This window comes from Acinetobacter lwoffii (genome assembly GCF_024129435.1).
Lineage (GTDB): Bacteria > Pseudomonadota > Gammaproteobacteria > Pseudomonadales > Moraxellaceae > Acinetobacter > Acinetobacter lwoffii_F.
In genome coordinates, this window is the sequence record NZ_JAMXXN010000007.1 from 47492 (window position 1) to 67004 (window position 19513).

A 19513-nucleotide genomic window follows, 5' to 3' on the forward strand; every position below is an offset into this window, starting at 1 on the left:
AATGCTTTTTTCAGGCATCAATATGAAAAAAAGGCGCATTAAGCGCCTTTTTTATCGAAAGCTAAATTAGCCTTGTTGACGAGCTTGCTGCTCTTTCAATAAGTCTTCATAGCTTACAGTCGCATCAGTTACTTTAGCAGAAGCCAAAATGTAATCAACAACTTGGTCTTCTAGTACAACTGCTTCGATTTGAGCACGTTGTTGCGCATCGTTTTTGAAGTATTCAATTACTTCGTTTGGATCTTCATAAGAAGAAGCCATGTCTTCGATGTACGCTTCAACGCGTGCAGCATCTACTTCAATTTTCGCATCAGCTAAAACACGGCTTACAAGTACGCCAAGTTTTACAGATTTTTCAGCTTGTTCTTTGAACAATTCGTCTGGAAGCATGCTTGAATCAAATGCTTTCGCACCTTGAGCACCAAACTGCTGTGTGAACTGCTGGATCATTTGTTGACGTTGACGGTCAATTTCTTGAGCAAGCATAGCAGCTGGAAGTTCAACTTCGTTTGCAGCTACAAGTGCATCGAAAGTCGCGCCTTTAACCTGGTTGCGAAGGCCATTCTTCACTTCACGTTCCATGTTTTTACGAACGTCAGCTTTTAACTTCTCAACGCCTTCTTCTTCAGATACACCGAAGATTTTCAGGAATTCAGCATCGATTTCTGGAAGTTTTTGCTTTTCAACAAGCTTCACAGTGATTTTGAATTGAGCTTGTTTACCAGCAAGGTTTTCAGCTTGGTAGTCTTCAGGGAAAGTTACATCAATCACTTTCTCTTCGCCTTTCTTCATACCAACGATACCGTCTTCGAAGCCAGGGATCATACGACCAGAACCAAGTACTAGTTTGAAGTCTTCTGCAGAACCGCCTTCAAATTTTTCGCCGTCGATTGAACCTTCAAAATCAAAAGTTACTTGCATGTCTTTTTTAGCCATGCCTTTTGTTTCAGCCCAAGCAGCACGTTGTTTTTGAAGATTTTCAATCATCTTCTCAACGTCTTTGTCATTCACTTCTGAAGCTTTGCGTTCAACTTCCAAGCCTTCGAATTTCACGTCAACTTCTGGATAAACTTCAACAGTCGCTTCATAAACTAAAGCGTCGTCTTTCATTTCAGTTTTTTCAATGTTCGGCATGCCTACGGCATTGATTTTTTCTTGCTGGATCGCTTCGAAAACTGTATCACGAATGATGTCGTTGACAACTTCTTGGTAGATACCAGCGCCGTATTCACGACGAACGACGTTTACAGGCACTTTACCTGGACGGAAGCCGTTGATCTTCGCAGTTTTAGCAGTGCGTTTTAAACGAGCTTCAAATTGCTCATTAATACGGCTCGTCGGTACAGAAACATTTAAACGACGGGCAACGCCCGAAACCGCTTCAGAAGTTACTTGCATGGCTTCCTCTATCTATATATTTGGTAATAACAGGTTTATAAAAATGTGCCACATTATATGACAACATTTAAGGATATACAAAAAATACGCGCGAGTTCCAGTTTTTAAGTCTTTTTTATTCGAATTGCTACCCTTTCAAATATTCAGTCAACCCCACTTAAATGCAGAAAATGTATATTTTTTATTGCAAATGATAAGTACTATCATTAATATCCAGTTTCTTATTTGAGCAACAATACTAATTTATTCTTCGGTTCGGGAATCTGGTCATGCATAATTTTAGTCTTCGTCCACTTACATTGGCAATTCTTGGGGTTACAGCAACATCTACTTTTGCAGAGACTGTGAACGAGACAGCGACTCCTACAACAACACATCAAATGTCTACGATTGTGGTTTCAGCGGCGGGTTTTGAACAAGATATTAAAAATGCGCCTGCTTCAATTAGTGTAGTAACCGCAGAAGAATTAAAGAAAAAAGGTATTACCAGTATTGCAGATGCGCTCAGTGAAGTACCAGGTGTCGACGTACGAAATGGCCAAGGCAAAACTGGTGGTTTAAATATCCAAATGCGTGGTCTGAATCAATCTTACACTCTTATTTTGATCGATGGTCAGCGTCAGAATACTTCTGGTTCAATTGGTCCAAATGGTTTTGGTGAATTTAGTACAAGCTTTATGCCACCATTAGCTTCTATTGAACGTATTGAAGTCATTCGTGGTCCTATGTCTACCCTTTATGGTTCTGATGCCATGGGCGGTATCATTAATATTATTACCAAGAAAGTTGCATCAGAATGGAATGGTAACGTTTCTGTTGAACAGAATATTCAAGAAAATTCTGATATTGGTAATAACTGGAAAACCAGTGCAGTTGTTAATGGTCCAGTGATTCAAGATAAACTTGGTATACAAGTACGTGGCGAGTTTTTCCACCGCGATCAATCAGATCGACTTGTTACACCCGCAAAAACTATTGATGAAGGTAGCCAAGGTCGTGACCCACGTACAGTAGAAGCAAATAATTATGCTGTGGGTACAAAACTTACGCTAAATATAAATGATAACGTCTCTACTTGGGTAGACTTTGATCATGCTAAACAACGTTTTGATAATAGTGATGCCCGTTTAGGTGAACTTTACGAATTCAACCGTACGACAGGTTTACCATCAGGGATTGGTTCATATAAAGACGAGATCAAATTCTTAAGAGATCGTATTTCTGCAGGTGTAGATGCTGAGCTTAACTTAGGTCAATGGAAAACATTTGCAAGCTATGTTTCTTCTGAACAAGAAGGCCGTCGTCTTCCAAAAGGAAATGTACCTGAATACAATTATTATTCAGATGGTACACAAGATCGTATTTTAGAAAATAAAGACCTAACCGTTGATTCTCGTATTATTTCAACACTTGGCAACCATAAACTTACGACTGGTGTTGAATATAAAGATGGTGAAACCATCGATAACTCAGCAGGTAATGGAGTTGCTTTTGAACAGGATTCTTGGTCTGTGTTCGCTGAGGATGAGTGGAATCTAACGGATTCTCTTGCATTCACTTTCGGTGGTCGCTACGAAGACCATAGTGCTTTTGGTGGTCACTTTACACCTCGCGCATATTTAGTTTGGAACACCAATGATCAGTGGATTTTAAAAGGTGGTGTAAGTACTGGCTATAAAGTTCCAACAGCGAATGACCTTCATAATGGAATTAATGGTTTTAGCTCACAAGGCCGAAACGTGACTTTGGGCAACCCAGATCTTAAGCCTGAAGAAACCACAAACTATGAACTTGGTTTCGTTTACGACAACTTATCTAATTTCTCTTTAACTACCACTGCGTTCTTTACTCAGTTTAAAGATATTATTATCAGTGATGCACGCATCGTTGAAAACTGTTTATGGGCAGGTCGTCCAACAGGACAAGCACCTGCAAACAACTGCATGACTGTAGGCAGTTTTGATAATCAGCAAAACTTTAGCTTTAAAGGCAATGCAGGTGAAGCTGAAAGCTACGGTGTTGAACTTAGTGCTAAATATGACATTTCTCCAAGCGTTGATGTAAAAGCAAACTATACTTGGCTAGAGTCTGAAATTACCGAAGGTGAAAATAAAGGTAATCCTATTGAAAATACACCTCGTCATGCTTTGAACTTCACAGGAACTTGGTATGTGAATGATAAGCTCACTACATGGTTAGAAGCTGAATATAAATCTGATCGTGTACGCTTCATAGATCCTGATTTAAGCGATGTCAATGTAAGTCGTGAAATTGATGCTGTCGGCAATAAGTTAAAAGCCTATGAGCTATTTAATTTAGGTGCATCTTATAAAGTCAACAATCAAGTTACTGTTTCAGGTCGTGTGAATAACTTATTGAACAAAGACTTTAGCGACTATAAGTCATTTATTAATAGTGATAACGAAGTTGAAAATGCTTTCCTATACACTAAAACAACGAGTGGTTTAGCGGGTACTTATATTCCAGACCGTAACTACTGGCTATCTGTTTCATATGACTTCTAATATTTAAGTGAAAGTTATTTAAAACCCTGCCCTGGCAGGGTTTTTTATTATCGCTAGATTAGTACTCCACGAAAAATCCCTAATTTATGTCCCTTTATAGACATCATTATTCTCAATAAAAATTTAATAATCAGATTAATTTTTCAATATTTATTAAAATCAAAAACTTAAGTAGATATTGTTATATCATTACATTTAAAAACTCATTTAATATTTTCTTAAAGATCATGAATTCCCATGATAAAAAGATAAAAATAAAAACAAGAATCATTATTATTCGCATACATTTTTAGCATTCATTTATTAGGTTTAACATGACCTTCATTAAAACACGTAAAAAAATCGTTTCCTCTGCAATTGTTTCATCTTTATCAATGGTAGCTGCATCTGCGATGGCGGAAGAACAGGTGATCCAGTTAGAGACGATTCATCAAGAAGTCAAAGCTGAACAAGCACCCAGCTTAAAAGTAGATCAATCTGCGAATAGCAAATTTGTTGCGCCTTTACTCGACACCCCCAAGTCAGTTTCAGTGATTTCAAAACAGCTGATTGCAGATACACAAGTGACGACTTTAGCTGATGCACTACGTACAGTTCCGGGGATTACCTTGGGTGCAGGTGAAGGTGGCAACCCGAACGGTGACCGCCCATTTATTCGCGGTTATAACTCTGAAAGTTCGATGTATGTAGACGGCGTTCGTAATGCCACCTCACAAAACCGTGAAATGTTTGCGGTAGAACAAGTTGAAGTGACCAAAGGTTCTGCTTCTGCCATGGGCGGTGCAGGCACCACTGGCGGTAGCATTAACATGATTTCTAAAGTCGCTAAAGCAGGCGATTTTCTAGAAGGTTCGGTCGCTGGCGGCACAGACAATTATCAACGTATTACTTTAGATGGCAACAAAGACTTTGGTAATGGTATTGCTGCACGTGTTGCAGTCATGGGGCATCAAAATGAAAAAGCAGGCCAGAAAGACGGTGCAGAATATAAACGTGCCGGTATTGCACCGAGTATTAGTTTTGGTCTGGACACCCCTACTCGCGCGACTTTAAGTTATTACTATTTAAAAACCGATGACACACCTGATTCAGGTATTCCTTATAACAATCCATTTGCGCTCACAAATGCAAATGTAGGATTGAATGGCAACGGCAAGCCAATTGATATTAAACAAGGTCAATACTATGGCTGGAAAGATCGTGACTTCCAGAAACAGGAAAATCAGTCAGGAACGCTTAAATTAGAACATGATCTGACGGACAACTTAACCATTAGCAATACGGCAGTGTATAACACGTCTAAAAATGATTACCTTTGGACCAATCCAGATGACTCAAGAGGCAATTTCTTACTGAATGGCAATGTCTGGGCACGTGCCAACTCACGTGTAGCAGATACTGATGCTTTTACCGACCAACTTGCTTTAACCGGTAAATTTAATACAGGCATGCTTAAACATAGTTTTAACCTGGGGGCCGAATATTCAGACCAAGAAACTGACCGTACCCAATACATTATTGATGGGGTTAACGCTACAGGTAACGTACACAATGCCTGTAACGCTGGTGATATTACTTCGGGCTGGTGTACTTCGGTACAAAACCCAAACCGTGGGCCATGGACAGGTACATTAAGTACCAATGGTGCCGACCAGTACAATATTCAAAGCAAATCAAAGTCTGTTTATTTCCTGGATAGTATTGAATTCACCCCTCAGTGGCTTTTAGATTTAGGCGTACGTTGGGATGACTACTCAACTGAGCAAACCATGCTTGCAGGTCGTTTTAATACTACGACTCCAGCAGGAACAATTGTTAAACTTGAAAATGATAAAGACTTTATCAACTATCAAGCTGGCCTGACCTTTAAACCTGTTGAAAATGGCAGTATCTATGCAAGTTATGCGACTTCGTCTAATCCAGTCGGTGTAGATGGTGGCGATGGTTCTGAAGGGATTACAGCTGCAATTAACAACCTAAAGCCTGAAGAAGTCCGGAACATGGAGTTAGGAACCAAATGGGATGTCTTGAATGATAAGCTCAACCTGACTGCAGCTATTTTCCGCACGGAAAAAACCAATACTCGTGCGACCGGAGATGATGGCACCACAAGTAATATTGGTGAAACTCGTGTCGATGGTATTGAGCTAGGCGTAAACGGTAATATCACGGATAAATGGGCAGTTTCTGCTGGTTATACTTATTTAGACAGTGAGTTAGTTGATGGTGGTTATGAAAATATTGGCACTACAGCAGCTCCAATCTACATTTCCAATAGAAGTAATGGTAATCAGGTTCAAAACGTCGCGAAAAACAGTGCAACCCTTTGGACTACTTATGCAGTAACTCCTGCTTTAACCCTAGGTGCTGGTGCCGTCGCAATGGATAAAGTCTATGGTAATGCTACTAATACCAAGTTTGTACCAGGCTATGTTCGCTATGATGCCATGGCACGTTATAACGTGAATAAAAACGTTGATTTACAATTGAACGTCAACAACCTGTCTGATGAACGTTACTTCACAAAAGCCTATTCATCTCACTATGCGACCGAAGCAGAAGGTCGTAGTGCAGTGTTAGCAGTCAACTTTAAATATTAATTCAATGCAACCGCATAGCCTCCTGATGGGGGCTATGTTATTTTTAAAAGACGATTATTCAGGGGTTTCTCGTGCTGCATCATATTCCAAATGTACTGAACAAAGAACAGGTGCAATATTTCCGTGAGGAGATGAAGAAGATTGAGTGGGTCAATGGCAAAGTCACCGCGGGTACACTCTCTGCCAGCGTGAAACAGAATCAGCAATTACCTGAAGATCATCCCCTGACCCAGCATTTAAGTACGATCATTCTTGAATCGCTGGGACAGCATGCTCTGTTTTTATCGGCAGCGATTCCGCTGGATATCATTCCCCCGCTTTTTAACCGCTATGAAAATAATGAAGCTTTCGGCTTTCATGTCGACAATTCGATTCGCCGGATTCGCGGCAGCAATGAACGCCTTAGAACGGATTTATCCTGTACGGTTTTCTTGAGTGAACCTGAAGAATACGTCGGTGGTGAACTGGTGGTCGAAGACACTTACGGTTATCACGAAGTAAAATTGCCTGCCGGCGATATGATTTTGTATCCATCGACCAGCTTGCATGAAGTCACGCCAATCACTGCCGGTTGTCGAATTGCTTCATTTTTTTGGGTACAAAGCATGATCCGTGATGATGCAGAGCGGCATATGCTGTTTAATCTGGATCAGAGTATTCAAAACTTGAGAATGCAGCTGGGTGATCAGCATGCAGAAGTTATGAAACTGACCAACCTGTATCATAATTTAATGCGTAAATGGGCTGAACTTTAAAAGAGGCTCTGTCTTCAATGATCTTTAAGAACAACTGGATCTATTGTTTATCAAAATATATTGCTTTATGGCACTATTGAACGTAATAAATAACGAATTATGTCCAAATCGAGAAAATATAAAATACGATATTTAAAATAAGTGAAAATATTTCTCACCAATTAAACTTTATAAGAAAATCTTTATTACCATACGACTAAAATCCATAAAAATAGCAAAAACTTTTCGGGATAAGTGGATTAAACTTTAAATTATAAGTAAGGCATTTGGTGAAGCTAAACCACCAATATTTAGACCATATTTTAGGTTTGAACCAGACTGTCACTAAAACCCAATGAATAGACAAAATCTATGCCGCTGACCCACGCACCGCTTTAACCAAGATTACGGTACCCAAGTCAGCATAAGGAGCTCTCTCATGATGTTGGCTGATCCAAGTAAAAAATACCGTCGCATGTATCAACGTGTGGACTTACCAGACCGTCAATGGCCGAACAATGAAATCAACAAAGCGCCAATCTGGATGAGTACCGACCTGCGTGACGGTAACCAAGCGATCTTTGAGCCAATGAACATGGAGCAAAAATTCAAGATGTTCCAGATGTTGGTCAAAATCGGTTTCAAGCATATTGAAATCGGCTTCCCGTCTGCATCGCAAATTGACTTCGATTTCACCCGTAAATTGATTGAAGAAGGTCATATTCCAGATGACGTTTATATCGAGGTATTGGTTCAGGCACGTGATCATTTGATTCAACGTACCTTTGAATCTTTACAAGGCGCAAAACGTGCCATTGTACATATCTATAATTCCAACTCGCCGACATTCCGCAACAAAGTCTTAAATGTTGATGTAGAAGGTGCAAAACAGTTAGCCATTAATGCTGCACAGAAAGTAAAAGAATACGCCGCAAAACAGCCGGAAACTGAATTTATCTTCCAGTACAGCCCGGAATGTTTTACTGCAACCGAATTAGAAGTTGCAAAAGATGTCTGTGATGCAGTCACTGAAATTTGGGAAGCATCGCCGACCAATAAAGTGATCTTAAACTTGCCTGCAACGGTAGAAGTTTCAGGTCCACACATCTATGCCGATCAAATCGAATGGATGCACCGTAACATTCAGCGTCGTGACGGTGTGATCATTTCAGTTCACTGCCATAACGACCGTGGCTGTGGCATTGCCGCTTCTGAATTAGCAATTATGGCTGGTGCTGACCGGGTCGAAGGTTGTGTATTTGGTAATGGCGAACGTACCGGTAACGTTGACGTAGCTGCGATTGCGTTGAACATGTATACCCAAGGTGTAGCACCAAACTTGGACTTCTCCAACATCAATGAAATCATTGCGACTGTGGAAGAATGTACCGGTTTACCTGTGCACCCGCGTCATCCATATGCCGGTGATTTGGTCTTCACAGCATTCTCGGGTTCGCATCAGGATGCGATCAAAAAAGGTTTCGAGTTCCAGAAAAACGAAGAAATCTGGGATATGCCGTACTTGCCAATCGACCCGAAAGATTTGGGCCGTGACTATGATGCCGTGATCCGTGTCAATTCACAGTCAGGTAAAGGTGGTATTGCTTACTTGTTAGAATCGAACTACAACGTGATCTTGCCGCGTCGTTTACAGATTGAATTCTCTCAGATCGTACAAAAACGTACCGATGAACAAGGCACTGAAATCAGCGCGACCGAAATCTGGAAGTTGTTCAAGGAAACCTATGTGGATGCTAAAAACGTTCACTATTCTGCGAAAAACTACAAATTGTCAGATGATAACGGCAATCAGGTGATTGAGCTTGACCTTGAAATTGACGGTCAGTCCCGTCGTATCCGCGGTGAAGGCAATGGCCCAATTTCTGCAATTCTGGATGCACTTCAGTTACCGATTGATGTCGTCAACTATGAAGAACGCAGCATCAGTTCAGGTGCCCATGCCAAAGCATTGGCCTTGATCGAACTCCAAGTGAAAGGTACCGGTAAATCTGCCTTTGGTGCAGGGGTACATGACAACATCGTGACCTCTTCCATCGAAGCAATTATTGCCTCGACCAACCGTCTGATTGATCAGGGTGTTTTAAGCACTGATCAGGTGATTGCTGCTGCGGTCTAAACGGCGGTATTAGAATTTGCGATAATTCATAGCACTAAAATGACTTTAGAAGGATACCGGCAAATGGTATCCTTTTATTATTCATACTAAAGATTTAAGGCGAATCCTCCCCGTGTCTTTTCCAGCTGACTCAGTGGGCATTGTTGTCCCACAAAAGTTCCAATTTGAAGAGCCGTTAGAGCTTGAATGCGGTCGCATCCTCCCACGTTTTGAACTGATGGTTGAAACTTATGGCGAACTCAATGCCGATAAGTCCAATGCCATTCTGATTTGTCATGCCCTTTCCGGTCATCACCATGCCGCAGGCTATCATCATGCAGATGATAAAAAAGCCGGCTGGTGGGATTCATGTATTGGCCCCGGCAAAGCCATTGATACTTCAAAATTCTTTGTGGTTTCACTGAATAATATTGGTGGCTGTAGCGGTTCTACCGGCCCGATCTCGCCAAACCCTGAAAATGATAACCGTCCTTATGGCCCTGATTTTCCACTGGTTACGGTCCGCGACTGGGTCAAAACCCAAGCCCTGCTCTCTGACCGTTTAGGGATTGATATCTGGGATGCCATCATTGGCGGTTCACTAGGTGGCATGCAGGCATTGCAATGGTCAGTGGATTATCCAAACCGTTTAAGAAAATGCGTGATTATTGCCAGCGCTCCGAAACTTTCTGCACAGAATATTGCCTTTAACGAAGTAGCACGTCAGTCGATTTTGTCAGACCCAGATTTCCATAATGGCCGTTATCTGGAAAATGACAGCTATCCCAAACGTGGCCTGATTCTGGCACGTATGGTGGGCCATATTACTTACCTGTCCGAAGAAGCCATGAAGCAGAAGTTTGGCCGCGATTTGAAATCAGGCAAATTTATGTATGGTTTCGATGTCGAATTCCAGGTCGAAAGCTATTTGCGTTATCAGGGTGAACAGTTCAGCCGTAACTTCGATGCCAATACCTATCTGATCATGACCAAGGCACTGGATTACTTTGATCCGTCGCGTGAATATGAACAGTCGCTCAAAAAAGCCATGGCCAATACCCAGTGCAAATTCCTGGTGGTGTCATTCACCACTGACTGGCGTTTTACCCCTGCCCGCTCGCAAGAAATCGTGGATGCCTTAATTAGCAACCATAAACCTGTCAGCTATCTGGATATTGATGCGGAACAAGGCCATGACTCCTTCCTGTTCCCGATTCCGCTCTATGTAAAATCTTTGCGTGCATTTCTCGGGGGTGAAGAACACCTGAAAGCAACACCGAAGGAGACCATATAATGCGTATCGATCAACAACTCGCTGAAAAGTGGATTAAGCCCGGTTCTAGCGTACTTGACCTCGGTTGTGGCGATGGTGAACTGCTGGCACAAATGAGTAAAAAGCACGATATTCGTGCATACGGATTAGAAATTGATCAGGAAAAGATTGCAATTGCGGTCAGTCGCGGGTTAAATATCATCCAGCAGGACTTAAACCTCGGTTTAAGCCGTTTTGCCGACCAGTCTTTTGACAATGTGGTCATGGCACAAGCTTTGCAGGCTGTAGATGCACCTGACGTATTATTGCGTGATATGGTGCGTGTGGGGAAACAGGCCATTATTACCTTTCCGAACTTTGCCCACTGGAAGACCCGTTCTTTCCTGGCAATCAAAGGGAGAATGCCGGTTTCTGAAGCCTTGCCGTATATGTGGTATAACACCCCGAATATCCACTTATGTACATTTCGTGATTTTGAAGCACTTTGTGCGGAAAATAACATCAAAATTATTAATCGACTCGCTGTGAACGGGAATCAAGAAGATAGTTTGCTGAGCAAGCATCTCCCTAATCTATTTGGTGAAGTCGCAATTTATCGAGTGAGCGCGCTATGAAAAAATTATTATTAAGTACGACGCTACTGGCGGGACTTTTTGGCATGCAAGCCCATGCAGATTATGTTGCACCTAGTCCATCTGTTGCCAGTCAAGCGGCTCAGTATTCCATCATGGATATCAACAGTCTGACCAAAGCAGCGAAAGCTGGTCAGGCCGGCGCACAGTTTTATCTGGCCACCAAATACCAGTATGGTAAAGACATTCAAAAAGATGAACGACAGGCCTTTGCCTGGTATAAAGCTGCTGCGGATCAAGGTCTGGCAGTTGCCCAGCTGAATGTCGGCCGTATGCTGGCAGATGGTATTGGCACCAGAAAAGATGAAGCGCTGGCGCGTCAGTATTTTGAAAAAGCGGCTAGCCGTGGCGATAACCGTGCCAGCTTTAATCTGGCAATGATGGAAGAGAAAAAGAAAAACTATATAGGCGCTTACCAGTGGTATGAACTGTCTACCCGTGATGGCATGCTCGACAATAAAGTGATTACTTTATCTGAAGGCAAGAAAACTGCCTTAGCGGCCAACCTGACCCAAGAACAGATCCGTCAGGCGCGTGACCGTGCCGACAGATGGATTCAGGCACAATAAGCCGAATTGTATAAATAGCACCTTCGGGTGCTTTTTTATTGCCGCATATTCTTCATCCGTTGCTAAAATAGCACCCATTCTTTATCTAATAATGAGTTTTTGACATGGCTGCAACTGACTGGTTATCCCAAGGCACACTGGTATTGGCAAGTAATAACAAAGGTAAAATTGCCGAGTTTGAAAAACTGTTTGCCGAGCTACAACTGCCTGTTGAAGTCGTGGCCCAGGGCAAGTTGAATATCGAAGATGCGATCGAAGATGGTCTAAGCTTTGTAGAAAATGCGATTATTAAGGCTCGCCATGCTTCTAAAATTTCCGGAAAACCTGCTATTGCAGATGATTCAGGCATTTGTGTGCCAGTTCTTGGCGGCGCTCCCGGCATTTACTCGGCTCGTTATTCCGGTGAGCATGGCAACGATGCCGCCAATAATGAAAAACTGCTGGCCGATCTCAAACCCTTACGCCAAGATGGTGAAGTGATTGAGGGCATGTTTGTTTGCGTACTGGCACTGGTTCAACATGCCGAAGATCCCTTACCGCAAGTCTTTCAGGGTATCTGGCACGGGGAAATTCTGGAAGCTGCGCGTGGTGAAAATGGTTTTGGCTATGACCCGTTGTTCTGGTTACCGGAACTCGGAATTTCCAGTGCAGAAATGAGTAAGGAAGAGAAAAATAAAATCAGTCATCGTGGACAGGCGATGCAGTTGTTTAAGAAGAGTTTGGAGAAGTAAGTTCCTCCTCTCACCCCAGCCCTCTCCCTTTGGGAGAGGGCTGGGGTGAGAGATTTTTAAAATACACCTCTCCCCTTGCGAAACAGCGTTTCTCATCTCCTAAAAGAAGAGGGAAAATCATCCTTCTAAAGCTTTTACATCCTCTCTAACTCTCTCCCTAGGGGTAAGAGGACCTTTTTATGTTTTTTATAATCCTGGCATCAACGCATGCACCACTGCCCCATATAAAGCAATCAAGATCGCACTGGCCAAAGTTCCCGAAGCAATATATTTGGCGGAATGGCCCGTTCCCTGATAATGGGTTTCCAGCGCTACAATATTGGCTGCAGGAGGCAATAAAAAGAACATCAGCATTACAGCATAAGTCAGCGTCTGCTGCGGAATAGGTAAATAATAATAGGCGACAACACACAGCAAAACCGCAAACAGTCCTCTATAAAAAATCAGTTGCAGACTACGCATTAAATCGAAGCGGCTGATCCGCACATTGCTCAGCCACATTCCCAGCACACACATGCCGCTAAAAGTGACCAGTACTTTATTGGCCTGATACAGTATCTCTATCCAAGGCACTTGCTGCCAATGACTCAAATCCCAAAATGATAATAAAGCTGCTACAGACAGTGCCACCACAGGTGGTGAGAGCAGCACATTCTTTAAAATATAGCCGCTATCTTGTCTGGCTTCACTGACTGCCATCACCGCACAGACATTGCCAAACAAGGAACCACCGATGTACAGGGCAACTACGGTACTGGTCGCTTGCGGGCCAAAAACTGCCAGTGCAAAAGGAATTCCCAGCCATGCCCCATTTAAATAGCTCAGGCATAAGGCACGCAGTTTATTTTTCAGGGTGAAATAAAACAAGGCAAAGAATACGCAGGAACAGAAAAAGCTGAAGGCAATCAGCCACAAACTGCCCTCTTGGTAAAACACCATATTGTAAATAATCAGTACCGGAATCAGGACCCGTGCCAATAAAGCTGCCAAGAGAGGGCGAACCGATTTTAAATATTGCACACCCCAATAACCGATCAGAAAAGACAGGAGGGGAAGAATCAAGGCCATGACAATGCTGCTGAGATTTCCATATCAGACTGTATGCTAGCACAGCCTACTTTTCATTGAATTATGAAATTTTTTATATGAGTAAGCCCTTCTCCTGCTGCCGTGTCGGCAAACTGTCATCAAAGCGTCACCGCGCTGTCATACAAGCCTGCTGAGATAGGTGCATGAAATATAGAGGATAAAATAATGGCAGGATTATCAATTTGGCATGTGCTGATTTTTGCAATTGTGGTGATTTTATTGTTCGGTACATCAAAACTTAAAAATCTGGGTAAAGACGTCGGCGGCGCGATTAAAGACTTTAAAAAATCAGTCAAAGATGAAGAGGCAGAACAAGCTCAGCTTGCAGAGCCACGCACCATTGATGCTCAGGTCAAAACTCCTGAACATTCGGTTAAAAGTTAAGAGTTCGCTATGCTCAATATTGGAATGACCGAGCTGCTGATTTTCGGGATTATTTCGCTTTTGGTTCTTGGGCCAGATAAGCTTCCGGAAGCAGTACGTTTTGTCGGAACATGGTACGGCAAGATCAAGCGTATGGTGAGCAATGTTCAGAATGATCTTGATCGTGAATTGCGCCTGTCTGAGCTACGTGAACAGATGCAGGCTGAAATGCAGCGGATTCAGGAACTGGAGGCCAAGATGCAGGCACAAGTGGCTAATTTGCAGCAGCCGATTGTAAGCGATGAAGTAAAAATAAAATCGCAAGCTGTCCAGCCCTTGCTCAGCTATCAGCCGGTGATACAGCCTGTATCACCCGTGTATTTACCCAAGCCTACAGCAATTCAAACCGTGATTTCCGAACAACGCTATACAGAAATGAAGGTGGCCGTATGACATCCTTGCCGACCACACCAGCCTCCAATGATGCTGCAGCACTGAACCTCGAACAGATGCCGATTACCCAGCATTTGATCATCTTAAGAAAGCATCTGTTTAAAGTGGTTGCGGTCCTGATTGGCCTGTTTTTCTGCTTATTACCCTTTGCTAATCAGACTTATCAATGGTTGTCCGAACCGTTGCGTGCACAGCTACCAGCCAGTTCAACCATGATTGCCACGGATGTCACTGCAACCTTCATGGCACCTTTTAAGCTGAACTTCTTTGTCGCGCTGATGATCGCGATGCCGTTTATCCTGTATCAGCTTTGGACCTTTATTAAGCCTGCGCTATATGCCAAAGAAAAGAGCCTGGCCTTGCCACTTTTGATCGGCAGTATCGTGCTGTTTTATACCGGCATCAGCTTTGCCTACTTTGTGGCATTGCCCTCAATTCTGCATTTTTTTATCAGTGTTTCGCCGGAAACTGTGGCACCGATGACCGACATTAACAGTTATCTCAGCTTCTGTTTAAAGCTGTTTCTGGTCTTTGGTTTTACCTTTGAAATTCCTATTATTACCCTGGTTCTGATCTTGATTGGCGCAGTTTCGACACAGACTCTGGTAGAGAAACGGCGCTTTATTATTGTGGGCTGCTTCTTTGTAGCGATGTTTGTCACCCCTCCGGATGCCCTGTCGATGATCATGCTGGCTGTCCCGATGTGGCTACTGTTTGAACTGGGTTTGCTGGCAGGGAAACTGATTGAAAAACGTCGGTTAAAGACTGAATAACAATAACCAGCCAAAACAACAAAAATATCGACTTACTCAGGCAGCTCTGGCTGTCTTTTTGTTTTTTTAATTTTAAATAACGTACTGAATTTATTTAACTTTAATGAAACATTTTCTTAAGATTACTGTCACATCCCAAGCTTAAGGTATTGAAAACTTCTACACCACCAAGTACTTATTTTTTAATTGGGACTTTAAAATGAAAAACGAAGACATGATACCTTGCCAGGATCTGGTTGAAGATAGTAACAACTCAAATAACACGCACTTCCAAACGATTCTGGATCAATATACTAGTCGTCGTAGCTTTATTGCGAAAACTACAAGTGGGGCAATGGCATTAGCATTTGCGGCAACAGTAAGTGGTTGTTCAGATGATGATAATGATTCTGGTACTCCTGACAGTAATCCAACGACACCGCCAGACACCACCAGCCCAGATCAACATGCATGGAGTGATCTAAAAGCACGTCCGAATAAATTAGCCTTTGAGCCGGTTCGCAAGAATACCCAAAACTTCTTTAGTGTTCCTGAAGGTTATGAGCTTAAAGTGCTATATGCGGTCGGTGATCCAATCAACCCTGCGTATCCAGAAAAGACCGATGCAACCTTAGCTTCTGGTGCTTCTTACCAGTTCCGTTCAGGCGATAACCATGATGGTATGAGCTTCTTCGGTATGCATCCAACCAACAAAAATTATGCTGCCAAAGAATCAACACAAGGTTTACTTGTTTTAAACCACGAATATCTACAACAATCTCAGCTCCATACACCAGAAGGTACAATTACCATCGATGGTGTACGTCCAGAAGATCAGGTACTCCGTGAAGTGAATGCGCATGGTGTTTCTGTTATTGAGATCAGCAAAGATGCAAATACACAAGACGTTAAAATCAACTTAAATTCTAATTTTAACCGTCGTATCACTGCAGCAACCGAGATGGAAATTAATGGGCCAGCGCGTGGTTCTGACTTAGTCAAAACTATTTTCTCACCAGATGGGACGTTAACTCGCGGTACCTTTGCCAATTGTGGTAATGGTTATACGCCATGGGGAACTTACTTAACGGCTGAAGAAAACTGGAGTGGTTATTTCGCTCGTCAAGCCAATGACACCCGCGCTATTGCAAAAGAAGAAATTTCATTATCACGTTATGGTCGTGGTGGTACTGATGCCCGTTCATCTCAATACCGCTGGAATACTCCTGTTGCTGAATTAACCGGTGATAAAGGACTTTATGATCGTTGGGATATTTCAGTTAAAGGCACAAATGCTTTAGCAGATTATCGTAATGTCATGAATACGTGTGGCTTCATTGTAGAGATTGATCCATTTAGCGCGACTACACGTCCAGTTAAACGTACTGCACTGGGTCGTTTTGCACACGAGGACTGCCGATGTAGTAACCCTATTCCGGGTCAGCCATTAGCTTTCTATATGGGTGATGACGCGACCGGCGAATATATCTATAAATTTGTTTCTGAAGCAGTCTGGGATCCAAAAGACATTAATGGTGGTTATACCGCTGGTGATAAATACATGGATAAAGGGACATTATATGTCGCTAAATTCAATGATGACGGTACAGGTGAATGGCTAGAACTGACTCATGGCAAAAATGGTTTAACTGCTGCCAATGAAATCTATCCGTTTGCAGGCCAAGATGACATCGTCATCAATGCCCGTCTTGCTGCTGACCATGTAGGTGCGACCAAAATGGACCGTCCAGAATGGGTTGCAGTGAATCCTGAAAATGGTGAAGTCTATGTGACGCTTACCAACAACGGTAACCGTGGACGTGCTTACCCAACCGATGCAGCCAACCCACGTAGCTACATCGACTTTAAAGGCTCGTCAGCTAGCAACTCAGGAAACATGAATGGTCATATCATTCGTTTCAGTGAAGCTAAAAACACAGTTACAGCGACAAGTTTTGCTTGGGATATTTTCCTGTTCGGTGCAGAAGCACGTGCTGCCTCTAACATCAACCTGTCAGGTCTGGATGATTTAAATGACTTCTCCAGCCCGGATGGCATGTGGTTCGATCCGCGCGGTATTCTGTGGATTCAGACCGATGATGGTCAGTACACCGATGAAACCAACTGTATGATGCTGGCAGCACTTCCGGGTACTGTGGGTGATGGTGCTAAAGTGATTGCCGCCAGTACCAAGGCAGAAGGACAGGAAACCTTTGTTGGTGCCAAACTCAGTAATGATCGTGTTCGTCGCTTTTTGACTGGTCCATCGGGTTGTGAAATTACCGGCGTGACTATTACCCCGGACTACAAAGCGATCTTTGTCAACGTTCAGCATCCAGGGGGTGCATGGCCAGCCAACCAAAGCGAGCGTTATAGCCGTTTAGGCAAAGTACCTCGCTCTGCGACTGTGGTCATTACCCGTAAAGATGGCGGTGCCATTGCGGGTGAAGCTTTGGAACAAGCGACCGTATAAAAAGCTGTTATTCAAAAATGCCGACTTCTAGTCGGCATTTTTTATATCCGGTGATTATTTCAGGCTAATTATTTTCTCAATAGTTTGACCTGCGGTCGCACCTTGTTGTGACTTCTCGATCCAGTGCCATCGTCCCTGCTGCATTCTCAAAAAATTGGAGCATCGGGTGCCATAGGCCGGACTCTGAATAAAAGTCGATGACAGCAGCTGTTCCATTTCAACCGAGATGCCGGTGTCTGGCAGAAGTTCAGGAATCACCTTGCGTTCGTCTTCCAGAATATCCCAGACTGCATGACACAAATCTGCTTCTGCGATCTCCTGTTGTTGCAGCATCGGTAAAAATTCCTGGGTAAAGCGTTTACGTAAATGTCGGGTCTTGTACCAGTCTTCGCTCATCAGGCCATTCGAAACCACATAGACGCCATGCGCCAGTACTTGTGGTGCTTCACCGCGATTGCTCATATATACGGCCTGATCTTGATTTCCAATAAAAAGATTAAAGCCGGCATAGTCACACTGGCGTTGTTCCAGATCTTGAGCAAAACGAATCGGCGTTAAGTCAGAATCTAAAAAGTTCTGGATGATATGTCCACGTGAAGTCGGATAATGCCCTTTGTCCTGCCCATCACGAAAATTGGTAATCACCGCCCAGCGACCAGAAGCCGTAATCCCCATCCAGGTACCGCCCGACTGTAAATCCTGCCCGGCAATAATCGGACTATTCTCCCATTCATGCAGCTCCTGCGTAGGACGCTGATAGAACTCATCCCGATTTGAAATCAGACATAATGAGCTCTGATCCAGAACCCGCCAAGCCAATGCCACGATACACATAATTTACGCTCTCGATCTTTACACATTGAATGTACAACATTTTTCTTTGCTTTAAGCTAAAATCTGTGCAAAACAGAATCACAAGGAACAGGAATGCTCACCTATCCCAATATTGATCCCGTCGCGATTTCGCTCGGGCCCTTACAAGTCCACTGGTATGGACTGATGTACTTACTGGCATTTTTATTTGCCTGGGGATTGGCGACGTTTCGCGCCAAACAACGTGGCTGGACACCGGATATGGTGTCTGACCTGATTTTCTTCGGTGCACTCGGTGTGATCATCGGTGGCCGTGTCGGTTATGTCTTCTTCTACGGTTTTTCCCAGTTCCTGGCCGATCCTTTATGGCTGTTCCAGATCTGGACCGGCGGTATGAGTTTCCATGGCGGTTTCCTCGGGGTCATTCTGGCCATGTTGTGGTGGTGCAAGAAATATAAGATGACCTGGTTCCAGACTCTGGATTTTATCGCACCTTGCGTACCGACAGGCTTGATGTTTGGCCGAATTGGTAACTTTATTGGTGGCGAACTGTATGGCCGTCAGGTCACCGACCCAAACTTTGCCTGGGGCATGATCTTTCCGACCGATCCGCTGCAACTGGTTCGTCATCCATCTCAACTCTATCAGGCACTATGTGAAGGCCTGATCCTGTTTATTATACTGTGGTGGTTCAGCTCCAAGCCACGTCCACGTATGGCAGTTTCTGCGCTGTTCCTGATCGGTTATGGCCTGGCACGTTTTGTGGTTGAATTCTTCCGTGAGCCGGACAATGGCCAGCTATTTATTGGCTGGATGAGCAAAGGACAATTCCTGAGCCTACCAATGATCCTGATTGGCTTGTGGATGATGTGGTATGCCTATCAGAAGAAAATATATGACTGGGGTCCAAACAAAAATAGCTGAAAAAATTGCGTAATTTAGCGGGGCAACAGCCTCGCTTTTTTATAGTCAAAATATGCTAAAGTGCTGAT

General features: G+C 43.3%; 16 protein-coding genes. 13 read left to right on the plus strand and 3 right to left on the minus strand.

The features are described from left to right. Positions 1-66 precede the first annotated feature (66 nt). Positions 67-1398, minus strand: a complete 1332-nt coding sequence (tig, locus tag NI455_RS06495) for a trigger factor (RefSeq protein ID WP_253113157.1) — start codon at positions 1396-1398, stop codon at positions 67-69. Positions 1399-1667: 269 nt separating this feature from the next. Here tig and NI455_RS06500 point away from each other — a divergent pair, with 269 nt between their 5' ends. From NI455_RS06500 to rdgB, 8 genes are all read left to right on the plus strand, one after another. Beyond that, positions 1668-3923, plus strand: a complete 2256-nt coding sequence (locus tag NI455_RS06500) for a TonB-dependent receptor domain-containing protein (RefSeq protein ID WP_253113160.1) — start codon at positions 1668-1670, stop codon at positions 3921-3923. 314 nt (positions 3924-4237) lie between these two features. Then, on the plus strand, positions 4238-6523 hold the full coding sequence (locus NI455_RS06505) for a TonB-dependent receptor (RefSeq protein ID WP_253113161.1): 2286 nt from the start codon (positions 4238-4240) through the stop codon (positions 6521-6523). 71 nt (positions 6524-6594) lie between these two features. Further along, positions 6595-7278: a Fe2+-dependent dioxygenase gene (locus tag NI455_RS06510; protein WP_243474255.1), complete on the plus strand. Its 684-nt coding sequence runs from the start codon at positions 6595-6597 to the stop codon at positions 7276-7278. Between the two features lie 418 nt (positions 7279-7696). Continuing rightward, entirely contained in the window at positions 7697-9394 is a 1698-nt protein-coding gene (gene leuA / locus NI455_RS06515; RefSeq protein WP_253113163.1) for a 2-isopropylmalate synthase, read from the plus strand. Between the two features lie 112 nt (positions 9395-9506). Beyond that, on the plus strand, positions 9507-10667 hold the full coding sequence (gene metX, locus NI455_RS06520; RefSeq protein WP_253113165.1) for a homoserine O-succinyltransferase MetX: 1161 nt from the start codon (positions 9507-9509) through the stop codon (positions 10665-10667). After that, the gene (gene metW / locus NI455_RS06525; protein WP_004278415.1) at positions 10667-11260 is read left to right on the plus strand and encodes a methionine biosynthesis protein MetW; all 594 of its coding nucleotides are present in this window, start codon (positions 10667-10669) and stop codon (positions 11258-11260) included. Before metX ends, metW begins: the two co-directional genes overlap by 1 nt. Then, positions 11257-11847, plus strand: a complete 591-nt coding sequence (locus NI455_RS06530; RefSeq protein WP_253113168.1) for a tetratricopeptide repeat protein — start codon at positions 11257-11259, stop codon at positions 11845-11847. Before metW ends, NI455_RS06530 begins: the two co-directional genes overlap by 4 nt. A gap of 104 nt (positions 11848-11951) precedes the next feature. After that, complete coding sequence (gene rdgB / locus NI455_RS06535; protein WP_005245951.1) at positions 11952-12578, plus strand: RdgB/HAM1 family non-canonical purine NTP pyrophosphatase; 627 nt, start codon at positions 11952-11954, stop codon at positions 12576-12578. Positions 12579-12764: 186 nt separating this feature from the next. On the opposite strand, the gene NI455_RS06540 is transcribed toward rdgB, so the two are convergent. Further along, positions 12765-13646, minus strand: a complete 882-nt coding sequence (locus NI455_RS06540; RefSeq protein WP_253113171.1) for an AEC family transporter — start codon at positions 13644-13646, stop codon at positions 12765-12767. A gap of 186 nt (positions 13647-13832) precedes the next feature. Here NI455_RS06540 and tatA point away from each other — a divergent pair, with 186 nt between their 5' ends. The 4 genes from tatA to NI455_RS06560 all read left to right on the plus strand — a co-directional run bounded on the left by tatA (position 13833) and on the right by NI455_RS06560 (position 17708). Continuing rightward, a complete protein-coding gene (gene tatA, locus NI455_RS06545) occupies positions 13833-14051 on the plus strand; it encodes a Sec-independent protein translocase subunit TatA (RefSeq protein WP_005245949.1) in 219 nt (72 codons plus the stop codon). A 9-nt stretch (positions 14052-14060) separates the two neighbouring features. Continuing rightward, positions 14061-14483, plus strand: a complete 423-nt coding sequence (gene tatB / locus NI455_RS06550; RefSeq protein ID WP_005245947.1) for a Sec-independent protein translocase protein TatB — start codon at positions 14061-14063, stop codon at positions 14481-14483. Continuing rightward, complete coding sequence (tatC, locus tag NI455_RS06555; RefSeq protein WP_005107926.1) at positions 14480-15256, plus strand: twin-arginine translocase subunit TatC; 777 nt, start codon at positions 14480-14482, stop codon at positions 15254-15256. The genes tatB and tatC overlap by 4 nt, the downstream gene beginning before the upstream one ends. A gap of 199 nt (positions 15257-15455) precedes the next feature. Next, positions 15456-17708 (plus strand): PhoX family protein, encoded by a 2253-nt coding sequence (locus tag NI455_RS06560; protein ID WP_253113174.1) that lies wholly within the window; start codon positions 15456-15458, stop codon positions 17706-17708. A gap of 54 nt (positions 17709-17762) precedes the next feature. Here the strand turns inward: NI455_RS06560 and NI455_RS06565 are convergent, their stop codons facing one another. Further along, on the minus strand, positions 17763-18542 hold the full coding sequence (locus NI455_RS06565; protein ID WP_253113177.1) for an NRDE family protein: 780 nt from the start codon (positions 18540-18542) through the stop codon (positions 17763-17765). Between the two features lie 93 nt (positions 18543-18635). On the opposite strand from NI455_RS06565, the gene lgt reads away from it, so the two are divergent. After that, positions 18636-19445: a prolipoprotein diacylglyceryl transferase gene (lgt, locus tag NI455_RS06570; RefSeq protein WP_071852254.1), complete on the plus strand. Its 810-nt coding sequence runs from the start codon at positions 18636-18638 to the stop codon at positions 19443-19445. The last annotated feature ends 68 nt before the right edge of the window (positions 19446-19513 follow it).

What these genes read in the sequence shown, in the direction of transcription:
- lgt (WP_071852254.1), top strand. Translation starts at nt 18,636, where the DNA reads ATGCTCACCTATCCCAATATTGATCCCGTCGCGATTTCGCTCGGGCCC.
- leuA (WP_253113163.1), top strand. Translation starts at nt 7,697, where the DNA reads ATGATGTTGGCTGATCCAAGTAAAAAATACCGTCGCATGTATCAACGT.
- rdgB (WP_005245951.1), top strand. Translation starts at nt 11,952, where the DNA reads ATGGCTGCAACTGACTGGTTATCCCAAGGCACACTGGTATTGGCAAGT.
- NI455_RS06565 (WP_253113177.1), bottom strand. Translation starts at nt 18,542, where the DNA reads ATGTGTATCGTGGCATTGGCTTGGCGGGTTCTGGATCAGAGCTCATTA.
- tatA (WP_005245949.1), top strand. Translation starts at nt 13,833, where the DNA reads ATGGCAGGATTATCAATTTGGCATGTGCTGATTTTTGCAATTGTGGTG.
- NI455_RS06560 (WP_253113174.1), top strand. Translation starts at nt 15,456, where the DNA reads ATGAAAAACGAAGACATGATACCTTGCCAGGATCTGGTTGAAGATAGT.
- NI455_RS06530 (WP_253113168.1), top strand. Translation starts at nt 11,257, where the DNA reads ATGAAAAAATTATTATTAAGTACGACGCTACTGGCGGGACTTTTTGGC.
- tatC (WP_005107926.1), top strand. Translation starts at nt 14,480, where the DNA reads ATGACATCCTTGCCGACCACACCAGCCTCCAATGATGCTGCAGCACTG.
- NI455_RS06500 (WP_253113160.1), top strand. Translation starts at nt 1,668, where the DNA reads ATGCATAATTTTAGTCTTCGTCCACTTACATTGGCAATTCTTGGGGTT.
- tig (WP_253113157.1), bottom strand. Translation starts at nt 1,398, where the DNA reads ATGCAAGTAACTTCTGAAGCGGTTTCGGGCGTTGCCCGTCGTTTAAAT.
- metW (WP_004278415.1), top strand. Translation starts at nt 10,667, where the DNA reads ATGCGTATCGATCAACAACTCGCTGAAAAGTGGATTAAGCCCGGTTCT.
- tatB (WP_005245947.1), top strand. Translation starts at nt 14,061, where the DNA reads ATGCTCAATATTGGAATGACCGAGCTGCTGATTTTCGGGATTATTTCG.
- NI455_RS06540 (WP_253113171.1), bottom strand. Translation starts at nt 13,646, where the DNA reads ATGGCCTTGATTCTTCCCCTCCTGTCTTTTCTGATCGGTTATTGGGGT.
- NI455_RS06505 (WP_253113161.1), top strand. Translation starts at nt 4,238, where the DNA reads ATGACCTTCATTAAAACACGTAAAAAAATCGTTTCCTCTGCAATTGTT.